At 28.5% G+C, this 13,504-nt stretch carries 10 protein-coding genes, 1 pseudogene and 1 riboswitch; of the genes and pseudogenes, 1 reads left to right on the forward strand and 10 read right to left on the reverse strand.

All coding sequences use genetic code 11. From position 1 onward, the window contains the following. Positions 1-20: 20 nt before the first annotated feature. Positions 21-320, reverse strand: coding sequence for a lactococcin 972 family bacteriocin (locus HCG76_RS04545; protein ID WP_221698771.1), 300 nt, complete (start codon positions 318-320; stop codon positions 21-23). Between the two features lie 362 nt (positions 321-682). Between HCG76_RS04545 and HCG76_RS04550 the strand changes: the two genes are divergently transcribed. Beyond that, complete coding sequence (locus tag HCG76_RS04550) at positions 683-1,405, forward strand: LytR/AlgR family response regulator transcription factor (RefSeq protein WP_221698770.1); 723 nt, start codon at positions 683-685, stop codon at positions 1,403-1,405. Between the two features lie 58 nt (positions 1,406-1,463). On the opposite strand, the gene HCG76_RS04555 is transcribed toward HCG76_RS04550, so the two are convergent. The 9 genes and pseudogenes from HCG76_RS04555 to HCG76_RS04595 all read right to left on the reverse strand — a co-directional run bounded on the left by HCG76_RS04555 (position 1,464) and on the right by HCG76_RS04595 (position 13,483). Then, a complete protein-coding gene (locus HCG76_RS04555; protein WP_221698769.1) occupies positions 1,464-2,594 on the reverse strand; it encodes a M20 family metallopeptidase in 1,131 nt (376 codons plus the stop codon). 204 nt (positions 2,595-2,798) lie between these two features. After that, on the reverse strand, positions 2,799-4,241 hold the full coding sequence (locus HCG76_RS04560; RefSeq protein WP_221719000.1) for a YfcC family protein: 1,443 nt from the start codon (positions 4,239-4,241) through the stop codon (positions 2,799-2,801). A gap of 209 nt (positions 4,242-4,450) precedes the next feature. Further along, a riboswitch (Lysine riboswitch) is annotated at positions 4,451-4,626 on the reverse strand. Positions 4,627-4,720: 94 nt separating this feature from the next. After that, on the reverse strand, positions 4,721-5,425 hold the full coding sequence (locus HCG76_RS04565) for a GntR family transcriptional regulator (protein ID WP_221698767.1): 705 nt from the start codon (positions 5,423-5,425) through the stop codon (positions 4,721-4,723). A gap of 263 nt (positions 5,426-5,688) precedes the next feature. Continuing rightward, entirely contained in the window at positions 5,689-6,015 is a 327-nt protein-coding gene (locus tag HCG76_RS04570; RefSeq protein WP_221698766.1) for a PTS lactose/cellobiose transporter subunit IIA, read from the reverse strand. A gap of 12 nt (positions 6,016-6,027) precedes the next feature. Continuing rightward, positions 6,028-6,762, reverse strand: coding sequence for a chitin disaccharide deacetylase (chbG, locus tag HCG76_RS04575; protein ID WP_221698765.1), 735 nt, complete (start codon positions 6,760-6,762; stop codon positions 6,028-6,030). A 56-nt stretch (positions 6,763-6,818) separates the two neighbouring features. Further along, positions 6,819-8,123, reverse strand: coding sequence for a 6-phospho-beta-glucosidase (locus HCG76_RS04580; RefSeq protein ID WP_221698764.1), 1,305 nt, complete (start codon positions 8,121-8,123; stop codon positions 6,819-6,821). Positions 8,124-8,388: 265 nt separating this feature from the next. Then, positions 8,389-9,711: pseudogene (locus HCG76_RS04585) on the reverse strand (PTS sugar transporter subunit IIC). 79 nt (positions 9,712-9,790) lie between these two features. Further along, positions 9,791-10,096, reverse strand: a complete 306-nt coding sequence (locus tag HCG76_RS04590) for a PTS sugar transporter subunit IIB (protein ID WP_207745941.1) — start codon at positions 10,094-10,096, stop codon at positions 9,791-9,793. A 348-nt stretch (positions 10,097-10,444) separates the two neighbouring features. Next, complete coding sequence (locus tag HCG76_RS04595) at positions 10,445-13,483, reverse strand: glycoside hydrolase family 2 TIM barrel-domain containing protein (protein ID WP_221698763.1); 3,039 nt, start codon at positions 13,481-13,483, stop codon at positions 10,445-10,447. Positions 13,484-13,504 lie beyond the last annotated feature (21 nt).

Raw genomic sequence — 13,504 nt, forward strand, 5'->3', positions numbered from 1 at the left:
AACATTTTAGATAATTTATTTTATCTAGTTTTACCAAAAGACTCATTACCAGTAAGAGTTCTATTTATACTTGCATAAGATGTTTTATCAACAGGCATCCATTTACTTACACACGAATCTCCTTTACCATTTATAGCAGTTGATCTATGTTCCTTACCTGCATGAAAATAATTTGAATAACACTCCGAAATTGTTACTCCATAGTATAGTATTCCTCCACTAAGGTTCTTTTTAGCAGCCATTGCTACTGCTGAATTTGATAAAATTACTCCCCCTAAAACTAATGCTGTTATTGACTTTTTAATATTTTTTATTTTCATTATGTTGTCCCCCCGAACTTAATTTTGTTTTTTGATACCGATATCACACTTATATAATAACCATTTTTTTACATAAAATTTCGTTTATATAATAATTTATTTGTTTTTTCTAATTTTTGCGATTTATACTGTTAATAGATTCACTTTTTACTTAAAATTTATCATTTTTTATTTAAATCTTATAAAATTCTTTTATTTCTAATAAAATTCATTATATTATTCTTATCTGATATTATTATTTTGTAGGTTTTTACAAAAAATAATAAATAATACTCTTTTTTACATATTTTCATTGAATAAAGTTTTTAAATCATGGTAAAATATTCTGGTAACGTTTTCTATTTTATTAAAAGGAGATTATTATGCTTAAAGTTTATATTTGTGAAGATGAGTATTATCAACAACTTTATTTAAAAGAAATAATATCTAATACTATTTGTATTGAAAATTATGATATGGAGCTTTCATTAGTAACTTCTAATCCTTATAAGTTATTAGATAATATAAAAGATACAAATTATACTGGAATATACTTTTTAGATGTACATTTAAATTCAGATATTGATGGAATAAAGCTTGCTGAAAAAATACGTTATTATGACCCTAGATGTTTTATAATATTCATAACTGCTGATCCAAGCAAAAGTAGTAAAATATTCTTTCATAAAGTTGAAGCCATGGATTATATATTGAAAACTGATTTTAAAAGTATACCAATAAGAATAAAAGATTGTATAAAAAGTGCTCATGATAAAATATCAAAAGTGACTAAACTTCACAAGGTACTTACTATAAAAGCTAATGATAAAATACTAAACATTGATTATGACAAAATTTTATTTTTTGAAACATCATCAACTATTCATAAGGTCGTAGTTCATTGTATGGATAAAAAAATAGAATTCTATAAAAAAATGAAAGAATTAGAAGCAATATTAGATGATAGATTTTGCAGATGCCATAATTCTTTTATAGTAAATAAAGATAAAATCAGAGAAATTAATAAAAAAGATAGAATAGCTTATATGCTTAATGGCGAGGAATGTTTAATTTCAACTCGTGGAATAAAATTTCTTATAAAATAATAAAATCTACCTGCAGGATTAATCCATATATTGAATTGACCCCGCAGGTAGAATTTTTTTATCTTAAACTTTCATTTCTAACTATTATATCATGACCTGTATAAGCCATAGCTAATGCAGCTATTAATAATCTATCATGTGCTTTACTTGTTATTGTTGAATTTGCCATTTCAACACTGTGACCTACCATTGGGCAATCTGTTACTCCAATATAAGGATGAATTGTTGGTGCAACATGACTAACATTTCCTATATCACTTGAACCCCCAGTTACTTTAGCTTCCTTTATATCTGTAATTCCTAATTCTCTTAAGTTACTATTAAATATTTCTGATAATGTTTCATTAGTTTTTAAATCATCATAAGGTAATTCATATCTTTCCATTTCAAGAGTTGCTCCAGTCATTAAAGCTGCACCTTCTGCAATTCTTTTAACTTTTTCCACAACTTCAGTTACTCTTTCCTTAGTAGAGGCTCTAAAATAGAAGTCTGCAATTGCCTCATCTGGAACTATATTTGCTGCAACTCCACCTTTAGTTATTATTCCATGCATTCTTACATCTGGTGTTACATGTTGACGAAGTGCATCTATTCCATTAAATAATTGAATAACACTATTTAAAGCATTTATTCCTTTCTCTGGGCATGATGCAGCATGAGCAGTTTTTCCCTTATATATAAATCTTATTGGATATAAGGCACTACTTGATCCACTTGCTCTAGTTTCTCCATCTGGATGAACTATCATAGCAGCATCTAACTCATCAAATGCTCCTGCTTCCGTTAATATAACCTTTCCTCCATTAGTTTCTTCTGCTGGAGTTCCATAAACTATAATTTTTCCACCAATTTCAGATAAAACTTTACTTAAAACAACTCCTGCACCAGCAGACATAACACCAATCATGTTGTGTCCGCATCCATGTCCTATTTTAGGAAGAGCATCATATTCACATAAGTATCCTACTGTCATTCCTTCTTTTCCACTATCAAATGTTGCTTTAAAAGCTGTATTCATTCCAGAATAAGGACACTCGATTTCAAAGCCATGTTCCTTTAAGAAAGTAGTTAATGCTTCAACAGCCTTATATTCTTCATTCCCTAACTCTGGATTTCTATATATGTAATCACTTATTTCAGCTAATCTTTCTTTAATTAATTGACCTTCATTATATAATATTTCTTTCATTTATTCTTTCCTCCTATATTATCTTATTAAAGAAATATGCCCTCCATCTGTAATAAAAAGCTACCAACAATTTTATATAACAGATATCGAGCATATTTCTAACTATATATTCTCTTATATAACTATAAATTAATAAATTTTAATCTATGTTATATTAATTCTTAATATTTACTTATGGTTCTAATTTAAAACTACTAGCTAATCCTATGCCCATCCCATCATCATAGCACAAGTTATAAATATTATACCTAATGCAAATAAGATAATTTGTAATGGCATTATCCACTTAAACCATTTTGAATAAGGTATTCCAGCCATTCCTAAGCATGCCATTAATACTCCTGATGTTGGGAAAATAGCATTTGAGAAACCATCTCCTAATTGGAATATTAATACTGTTGTTTGTCTTGATATTTCAAGTAAATCACCAAGTGGTGCTAATATTGGCATAGTTAATGCCGCTTGTCCTGAACCTGAAATAACAAAGAAGTTTATAAACATTTGAACTGGTAACATCACACATGCAGCTAACATTGATGGTAATTTACCTATAAATGATGATAAACCAAATAATATTGTATCTATAATTTGAGCATTTTCAGCTATTATTACTATAGCTCTTGCAAATCCAATTATCATTGCAGCTCCAATCATATCTTTAGCTCCAGCTATAAAAGATTCTGCCATTTCATCAGCCTTTAATCCACCAACTATTCCTGCAAATACTCCTGTTATTAAGAATACTGCTGCTATTTCTGGAATCCAGAAACCTTGCTTTAATACTCCCCATATGATAACTGCTAAACAAACACCAATTGAAGCAATAATAATTTTATGTGCAAATGTGAATTTAACTTCTTCACTTTGAATATCACTTAATTTTTCACGTTTTTCTTGATCTATTTTATACATTGGACTAAATTCAGGATTTTTCTTAACTTTTCTTGCATAAATCATTAAGAATATAATTCCTACAACTGTTGTTATAACCCATGCAATAGTACGATATGTTACTCCTGAGAATAAAGGAATTTCAGCTATTGATTGTGCTATTCCAACTGTAAATGGGTTAAGCATAGCTGTTGCAAACCCTACGATACATCCTAAATAACTTATTCCAACTGCTAATATACTATCAAACCCTAAGGCAAGCATTAATGGTACTAATATTGTTATAAATGGTATTGCCTCTTCTGTCATACCAAAAGTTGCTCCACCAAGAGAGAATAATGTGAATATAATAGGAATTATTAATATCTCATTTCCTTTAAAAACATTAACAACCTTAGCAATAGCTGAATCTATTGCCTTTGTTCTTGTTATTAAATTAAATGCACCACCAACTATGAATAAGAAAGCTATAATTTCAGCTGACTGTTCAAGTCCTTTTACAGGTGCCTGCATTACTGAAAATAATCCTTGTGCTTCATTCTGAACATATGTAAATGACCCATTTAAAACTACAGTTCTACTTTGCCCATTAACTTCCGTTACTACTCTTTCATAAGCTCCCCCTGGAACTATGTAAGTTGCTATAGCTACTAAAATTATTATTGAAAAAATAATAACTAAAGTATGTGGAATCTTTATTCCTCCACTAAATTTCTTAAAAAACCCTTTTCTTTCGTTATTTGCTACATTCTGCATTAGTTTAAAATCCCCCTAAAGTTTTATATCTTGACATGATAGGTTGAAGGAGATAATCTTTTAAAAGTTTTTAACTAATAAGTGATAGTTCTTCACGTTTCATCTGATATTTATAATAAAAAAAGCCTTGAGCTTCTTCACTCAAGACTATATAATCACTAAATACTAAACAACTTAATTTAAAGTACTTATTATAAATAATATAACCGTTAAGTGATAGCTCTTCACAAATGAATTTGTGACAGTGTTATATATATTCTACATAACCCCAACGCTATAGTTTCAAAGCATTAACTATAGGTTTCGGCGAAATTTCCTTTCTGTTTACATCCTTGTGCTTACCTCCGTAAACATACTCTTAAATATCGCAACCTCTATCTACTTCATATCTACTTGTCCCTTATAATATACAATTTTTTATACATATTGTAAAGGATATTTTGTATAAATATAAACTAAATTGTCGACTTCAGCTAATCCTAAAATTTATCTACTGCTGCATTTAGAGTTAATTTATATCCATAATGGTATGTATGAGAATACTCGAATGCTTCCCCATCTTCTAATATTCCCACTTGTTCTATATGTAATATTGGTGATTCACAATCTAATTCTAATAATTCCATTAACTCTTCCGTTGATATTAATGCTTCAACTACACGTTGAGCTGTTGATATCTTATATCCACATTGATCTAAGTAATTATATAGTGAATTACAATCTGATCTTTTTAAGTTAGGAAACATTTTTACTGGCATATAAGTTATCATATATGATACCGGACATCCATCTGCATATCTAACTCTTTTAACTTCCCAAACATTTTCACCTAAATCTAAATTTAACTTATCCTTTATTATATTATCCGCTTCAACTATAGTTAAACTTATTAATTTAGTTATAATGCTATATCCCTTATTAACCATTTCCTTTGTATAGCTTTCTACAGTACCTATATTATCAGAAATTCTATTAACTAAAACTATACTTCCTATACCCCTTTTTCTTGATATATATCCTTCTTTAACTAAATTGTTAAAGGCTGATCTTACTGTCATTCTTGTAACATTAAACTTTTCACATAACTTATTTTCAGAAGGAAGTAATTCTCCTTGCTTTATTTCTCCAGAATCAATTAAATCCTTTAAATATTTTTCTATTTTTATATATATTGGCTCACTCATTTGCTAAACTCCTCTTTGCACTATATTAAATACAAATTCAAATATTCTCTTTATTTATTGTACCATAATGCTAAACTTAATTACTTATAATATAATGTAATTTAATTATTAAACTTTATTAAATATATAATAAATCTTTCTTTTAAGGTTGCTTTGAAACGCACATAAAAATAACGACATAGCTAATAAGAAACCTTCCCTTATAACTACATCGTTACTTTCTAATTTATATATTTAAAATGTTAAATGGTTTATCTTCTTAATTATTTATTTTCTAACTTTGATAATCTTTCATATACATCTATAAACTCTTCAGCTAATTGTTGAAAATTCATAGCATTCATTAAATGGTCTTGAGAATGTATTAATAATACACCTATTTCTAATTTTTCTCCTAAAGCTTCTTTAGTTATAAGTTGAGTTTGGAATGCATGAGCTTTATGCATCTCTTCTCTTGATTTGTTTATTAATTCTCTAGCTTCTTCAAAGTTTCCTTCTTTTGCTTTACTTAAAGCATCAAAAGCTAACCCCTTTGCTTCTCCTGCATTTGCTATTAGTCCAAATGATATTTCCATTAATTCTTCGTTCATATTCATATTCTCCTATAATTTACTATAATTAATAAGTTCTATATTATTTCTTGTTAAAAATTCTTGTACTTTTTTAGATGTTAAAATACTATACTCTTTTATCTTTTGCATTACATAGGATGTTGAGTTAACTAAGTTTTCATCTATAAATGCCGGATGACACATAATATCTATTATTTCATGTCCCTTAATTTCATTTATAAAGTTTTCAAAATAATCATCTGTTACATTATCACTATAGAAGCCTTCTGTCATTGGAATAACTTTATCATAATTAAGTTCGTATTCAAATCCACCTCTTATAGGTAGTTTATATTTTTCTAATATTCTTTCTATGACAGACTTTAAAGCTTTTAATGTATGGACATGATGATGAGAATCTAAATGATCAACCTTAACTCCACTATTAATTACTTTATCAATTTGAGCAGAAAATTCTTCATATACTTCATCTAAATCAAACTTTTCTTCTATAATTTCATTAGTTATTCTTTTATAGAAATTTCCATTTTCATCTACTATTGTTTTATGACAGTTTAAAATAGGTTTATTTACGCTTAATGTCATATGAACTCCGCATCCTAATCCCTTATTTTCTTTTAATAAACCAATAGCATGCTCAAAGGCAGGCATACCAGGCATTATAGTCGTTGACCTTACTATTCCATTTTTATAAGCTGATATAATTCCATAATTAACAGCTTCACTTAGTCCAAAATCATCTGCATTTACTATTATCTTTGTCATACTAACACCTCGGTTTCCCTAGAGAAAGAGGAATATCTCCTTTTTCTCTTATAATTCTAAAATTGTGGTAAATATTCTTTATGAGCTTCAAGCATTTCATCTAATATAGTTTTAGCTAAATCATCTGATGGTATTAATGGATTTATACATAATGCTTGTAATGCTGCATTATAATCTCCTTCAACTGCTGCCTTAGCTGCTAATATTTCAAATGCCTTTATTTCAGTAACTAATCCACTAACTGCAACTGGTAAATATCCTACTGCTAAAGGCTTAGGACCATCTTTAGTTATCACACAGCTCATTTCTGCTGCTGAATCTTCTCTAAAGTCTCTTATTGCTCCATTATTTAATGTATTTACAACTTGAACATCTTTTTTATCATTGTAAATTGAGTTAATTAAGTTACAAGCTGCATCACTATAATATGCTCCACCTCTTTTTTCTAATTGTGGTGGTTTAACTGCTAAGTTTTCATCTTTATATAATTCAAATAAGTCATCTTCTAATGCCTTAACTGTTTCACCTCTAGTTTTTCCATCTTTAAAGCCTTCTAATTCTTCTTCAAGCATTTCTTTATGCTTATAGTAATATTTGTGATATGGACAAGGTATAACTCCTAATGCTCTAACAAAATCAGCATTTAGTGGAATATCCTTTATATTTTGCATTGTTAATGATGAAGTAACAAACTTCTCTATTGCTTCTTTAGTTATGTCCTTTCCATCTAATCTTACATTTAATGCATAAACCATATGGTTAAGACCTGCAAAATCCATCTCAAGTCTATCTTTTTCTACTTTTAATATATCTGCCATTCCATTCTTAACACCTATTGGAACATTACATAAACCGATATATCTTCTGAAGTTTGTATATTTAAATACCGCTTCTGAAATTACTCCTGTTGGATTTGTAAAGTTTACTAGCCATGCATTTGGACAAAGCTCTTCAATGTCTTTTATAATATCTAATACCACTGGAACTGTTCTAAGTGCTTTAAATAATCCACCTGCTCCATTAGTTTCTTGACCTATAACTCCATGTGAAAGTGGAATTCTTTCATCTTTAATTCTTGCATCTAATAATCCAACTCTTAATTGAGTAGTTACAAAATCAGCATCCTTTAATGCTTCTCTTCTATTTAAAGTTAGATGTATTTCCATATCTATTCCTGCTTTTTTAACCATTCTCTTTGCAAGATTACCTACTATTTCTAACTTATGCTTACCTTCTTCTATATCAACTAACCACAATTCTCTTACTGGTAGTTCCTTATGTCTCTTTATAAAACCCTCTACTAATTCAGGTGTATAACTTGATCCTCCACCTATAGTAACTATTTTTATTCCGTTTTTCATACTATCCACCATCCTAACTTTTTATTTATAAATTTTGCTTTAACTAAGCTATATGTATTAATTCTCTTGTGATTATCTTTGTATTTATTTTTAAAGTATCATTTAAGATAGCATTTTATATGCTGATTTTTACTCACTATATAAATGAATAAAAAACAAAATACAAACTTCTATACATTTTGAGTTTGGAGCAAAGCCGACTTAATTGTCGGCCTTACCTTTCCTTTAACTTAAACTCTATTTTTATATGTTTAATTAAGTCCTTTTAAGCTGCTTGGTCCATGTCCATTTTTTTAGCATCCATCTTTTCTGCCATAACTACGAATGGTAAGTATATTAATATTGAAACTACTATATTAACTACACATAATGCTGCACCTGACCAATGTCCTGTTGCCATGAATCCACCTAGTATTGGAGGTGTAGTCCAAGGCATAGTTGCCATTATTACTGGATGAACTAGTCCAAATGAAATTGAAAGATATGAAATTATTGTTGTAACAATTGGTGCAATTACAAATGGTATTCCGAATATAGGATTTAATACTATTGGTAATCCAAATATTACTGGTTCGCTAATATTGAATATTGCTGGTGCTAATCCTAAAGCAAGCATATCTCTTCTTCTTTTACCTGCTATTGCTATAGCAACTAATAAACCGATGATTACTCCTGATCCTCCCATGAATATGAAAGCATCGAAGAATGGCCCTGCTAATACATGTAATTGTTCTAATGGAGCTCCACTTTGAATCATTTCTGCATTTTATGCTCCTAAGTTAGTTAACATTGTTCCTGTAAAAGGTAATGCAATGTTTGCACCATGTAAACCAACAAACCATAATCCATGTATAAAGAATGCTATTAATATAGCTGATGGTAATGTATCTGTTATATTACTTAATGGAATTCCTAAGTATTTGTTTATTAAATCTGTTAAGAATTGTCCACCTGCTGCTAATCTTATTAATAATCCTATAACTGCGAATATAACTACTGTTAACATTCCTGGTATTAACTTAGCAAATGATCTTGATACTGCTGGTGGTACCCCATCAGGCATTTTAACTACTAATTGTTTTACTTTACCTAATCTTATAAATACTTCTGTTGATAATATACCTATTATAATTGCTGTAAATAATGCTCCTGTTCCTAAGTATGCAACTCCAATGAATCCCCAACCTTCTACTGCAGGTTGTCCATCTACTGCAATCTTTGCAACTTGTGGAATTAAAAGAACTAATATTGATGTTGCTATCATTGATGCTTGAAGACCATTTTCTTCATATGATTTTGCAAGATTATATGCAACACCTATTACTAAAAGTAATGCCATAATAGCTAATGTTCCAAACCATATATCTCCGTTTAATGATTTTATTTGTTGTCCGAATGTATTTTCTGCTAAAAAATTATTTAATGCTTTTATTGGTGCATTATTTATAAGTGTTGCTAAAGATCCGATTATTGTTAACGGTATCATTACAACGAAAGCATCTCTAACTGCTACAAGATGTCTTTGTGCTCCCATCTTTGCTGCATATGGAGTAATATATTTATCCATAAAAGCCATAAACTTTTCCATGTTCTTCCCCTACCTTTACCTTACATTTTTTATATGCTTTTTCTCTAATTCTCAATACCTAAATACCATTTTTTATATTCTATTTCTTTAATTCTAATGCTCTTTCTAAAACAGCTTTACCATTACATCTTCCATAGTCCATCATATTGATAACTTCTACTGGAATTCCATGTGGATCTGCTAAACCTTTTGCTTTACTTAAAATATATCTAACTTGTGGCCCTAATAGTAAAACATCACACTTTGTTATTTCATTTTGTAAATTTACTTCTGAAATAGCCCATATTTCACATTCTACGCCTTTTTCCTTTGCGGCCTCTTGCATTTTAGTTACTAATAAACTTGTTGACATACCTGCTGAGCAAGCTAACATAATTTTAATCATAATATATACCTCCAAACATTTATTAAATAATGTATTCGTTTTCTTACCTTATGTATACATTGTATATTAATTGTCTATACATTTTAAGTAGTTTTATAAAAATTTTTTAAGCATTTTCATTACACTTTTCCCTTTTTAAGTAATAATTATACTTCAAAAACTAAAATCATCTCTTAAATGTACATATACTCTAATTCTAACTATACATTTGAACTATACATTTAAAACTAATTTTATTACTTTTCTAAATACATTTAAATTACTATATAAACTTTTAAATAAAATAAAATAAAGCTGTCTCCATAAATTATTTTAAATAACTTATGAGACAGCTATATACTAACTATACTAATTTATTTCTTTATTAAAATTTTCAAATTTCAAATAAAAATTGTATGAAAAATCTTCTTCATTAAGTCTATATTCTTCAGGTAAATCAGGACCACAACTATTTGAACCAATACCACTTTGCTTATAATCAACGATTAAATAAGTTGAATCTTCTTCATTTAACTCAAAGTTATGAGCTGTATTAGTTAATTGCTCAACTGAAAAATGTGAGACATTAAATGCAAAATCATTTTCAGATAAAACATATATCTTTCCAGAATCATTCTTAACAGATACTTCTCTACAGAAATGATGGCTTCCGTTTTCTTGAGGTTTTATATAGTCTTCATGCATTTCAGAAACTGTTGAATTAAATCTACCTAAATAACAACATGAATTTTTATCTATATAATTTTCATATGGACCAAAACCAAAATAGCTTACATCTTCATATGATTTATTTAATTTAAGTTTTACTCCAAAACGTGGTAAATAAGGAGTTATCATATTTTTATTAGATTTAATATCACATTTAATTAAACCAGATGAGTAAATGCTCCATGTTACTGTAACATCAAGTACTTTTTCTCTATATATTGGAAGTAAGCTTAAAACACTAACTATGTCTACTTTGTTTGAAGACTCTTTAATTTCAGTACTATATACATATGGTTCAATTTGGTTAAAGCCAGCCTCAATCCAAAGATTCTTAATTTTTCTATCGTTATCTGTAGGTGATCTCCAAATAGAGAATTCCATTGGACTATCTATAAATACTTCTCCTAATGATTCAATAAAATCAAATGTTGCTGTATTTTTATTGTATACAAAATTAAAGTTCGAATTTGTGATTTTTATTGTATTATTTTTTTCTTCTATATTAAACTTTTCTTCATTATCATTAATTCCTATTAGTTTATTTACAGATTCTATATTTTTTGCTTCAGTTTCTATAATAAATTGATCGTGACCTAATACAGTATCTTTTTCACAAAGAGAATTATCACATTTTGCACTATACTCAAACAAGATAGTAGTAATTCCAACAGGTAATTTTGGTATATCTAAATCATACCATTTTTCTTCTCTTGCACTTAAACTTTCTAATTCTAATTTATTTAATGAGATAAGTTCGCCATCTACGCATACTTTATAAGTAACATCGAATAATTCACTAGCATTTTTAAAATCAAGCATATTTTTAAATTTAACTTTTTTATTAGCTTGATCAAATTCTACTGCTCTTATAGGTCTATTAATATTCTTATATTCTAATAATCCAGTATGAGGTCTTCTATCCGGATAAACTAAACCATCAACGCAGAAGTTTCCATCATGATTTTGTTCTCCAAAGTCTCCTCCATAGCCATATGCCTTTTTGCCATTTTTACCTTCACCCATAACAATAGCATGGTCACACCATTCCCAAACATATACACCTGCAAATTCATCATGCTTTTGAAGTAATTCATCATATTCAATTAATCCACCAGGACCATTTCCCATTGCATGTGCATATTCACATAATAAGAATGGCTTATCTAGTCCTTTTTCAAAATACTCATTGATTTCCTCTAGACTTGGATACATACGGCTAATAACATCAAGATTGCTGAAGTCATTATTTCTTTCTTTATTTGCGTAAAATGCTCCTTCATAATGTACTGGACGTGAAGGATCTAGATCTTTAGAATATTTTGCTCCGATTTCAAAGTTAATTCCAAATCCTGATTCATTTCCAAGTGACCACATAAAGATACAAGATCTATTTCTAAAAGGAACTATAGAAGAATCAATTCTATCAACGATAACATCTTTATAAGTTATATCATCAGCTATCATATTATAATTATCTAAATATCCTAAGCCGTATAATTCAACAACACCATGAGCTTCAATATCAGCTTCACTCATAACATAGAATCCATATTCATCACATAGCTCATAAAAAATTGGAGCTTTAGGATAATGTGAAGTTCTTATAGAGTTAATGTTACATTCCTTCATTAATTTTAAGTCTACAATTAAATCATCATAATTAACTACATATCCTTTAACTGGATCAGAATCATGGTGATTAACACCTTTTAATTTAACAGGTACGTTATTAATTTTTAAAACAGAGTTTTCTATTTTAACATCTCTCATACCTATTCTTTCTTTTATAACTTCATTTTCTGTTTTTATTAATAATGTATATAGAGCAGGTGATTCAGCACTCCAAAGTTCTACATCATTAATATCTATTTGTATTTTATCATTATCTATATTTCCAGATGAGATAACATCATTATTAGGATCAAGTAAACTATAGTTAATAGTTGGGTTACCAATAGTAGAAAGAATCTCAATATCTAGTTTTCCTTCTTTATCTTCTACATTAACAGCAGGAGTTATTTTATAATCTACAACTCTTGATTTTGCTCTTTTTAATATATATACATCTCTAAAAATACCTGACATTCTAAATCTATCTTGATCCTCAAAATAAGTTCCATCGCACCATTTTAAAACTAATACTGTAATTGTATTTTTGCCATTTACTAAGAATTTTGTAATATCAAACTCTGATATACTATGAGCTATTTGACTATATCCTACAAATACTCCATTTATCCATAAATAGAAACATGAATCAACACCTTCAAAGTTTATATTATAATCATATTTTTCTGGAAGTACTTCAAAGTCAAATTCTTTTTTATAAATTCCACATGGATTATTTTTAGGAACAAAAGGTGGATTATAAGGAATAGGATACTTTACATTAGTATATTGATTATAATCATATCCGTTTAGTTGCCAAACAGAAGGAACCTCTATTGTATCTGAAAGAGTGATTTCATTAATATTATCAAATTCCTTAATTGATTGTAAGCTATCAAAATAATTAAATTCCCATTGGCCATTAAGTGAAAAGAAGTTATTTTGTTTATTTCTATCCTTAATAGTAATAGCTTCGTTAGCATCTATAAAAGGAACATAATAACTCCTTCTTTGCATCATATTTACATGTAGTTTAGAAATATCTTCATGGTATTCATTTAGTAGTAACATTTTTCCCTCCTAATATATTTA

Source organism: Clostridium sp. K13, from assembly GCF_019734195.1.
GTDB lineage: Bacteria > Bacillota > Clostridia > Clostridiales > Clostridiaceae > Clostridium.

Excerpts from the sequence above, each read along its gene's own strand:
- HCG76_RS04545 (WP_221698771.1), bottom strand. The coding sequence starts at position 320 with ATGAAAATAAAAAATATTAAAAAGTCAATAACAGCATTAGTTTTAGGG.
- HCG76_RS04550 (WP_221698770.1), top strand. The coding sequence starts at position 683 with ATGCTTAAAGTTTATATTTGTGAAGATGAGTATTATCAACAACTTTAT.
- HCG76_RS04555 (WP_221698769.1), bottom strand. The coding sequence starts at position 2,594 with ATGAAAGAAATATTATATAATGAAGGTCAATTAATTAAAGAAAGATTA.
- HCG76_RS04560 (WP_221719000.1), bottom strand. The coding sequence starts at position 4,241 with ATGCAGAATGTAGCAAATAACGAAAGAAAAGGGTTTTTTAAGAAATTT.
- HCG76_RS04565 (WP_221698767.1), bottom strand. The coding sequence starts at position 5,425 with ATGAGTGAGCCAATATATATAAAAATAGAAAAATATTTAAAGGATTTA.
- HCG76_RS04570 (WP_221698766.1), bottom strand. The coding sequence starts at position 6,015 with ATGAACGAAGAATTAATGGAAATATCATTTGGACTAATAGCAAATGCA.
- chbG (WP_221698765.1), bottom strand. The coding sequence starts at position 6,762 with ATGACAAAGATAATAGTAAATGCAGATGATTTTGGACTAAGTGAAGCT.
- HCG76_RS04580 (WP_221698764.1), bottom strand. The coding sequence starts at position 8,123 with ATGAAAAACGGAATAAAAATAGTTACTATAGGTGGAGGATCAAGTTAT.
- HCG76_RS04590 (WP_207745941.1), bottom strand. The coding sequence starts at position 10,096 with ATGATTAAAATTATGTTAGCTTGCTCAGCAGGTATGTCAACAAGTTTA.
- HCG76_RS04595 (WP_221698763.1), bottom strand. The coding sequence starts at position 13,483 with ATGTTACTACTAAATGAATACCATGAAGATATTTCTAAACTACATGTA.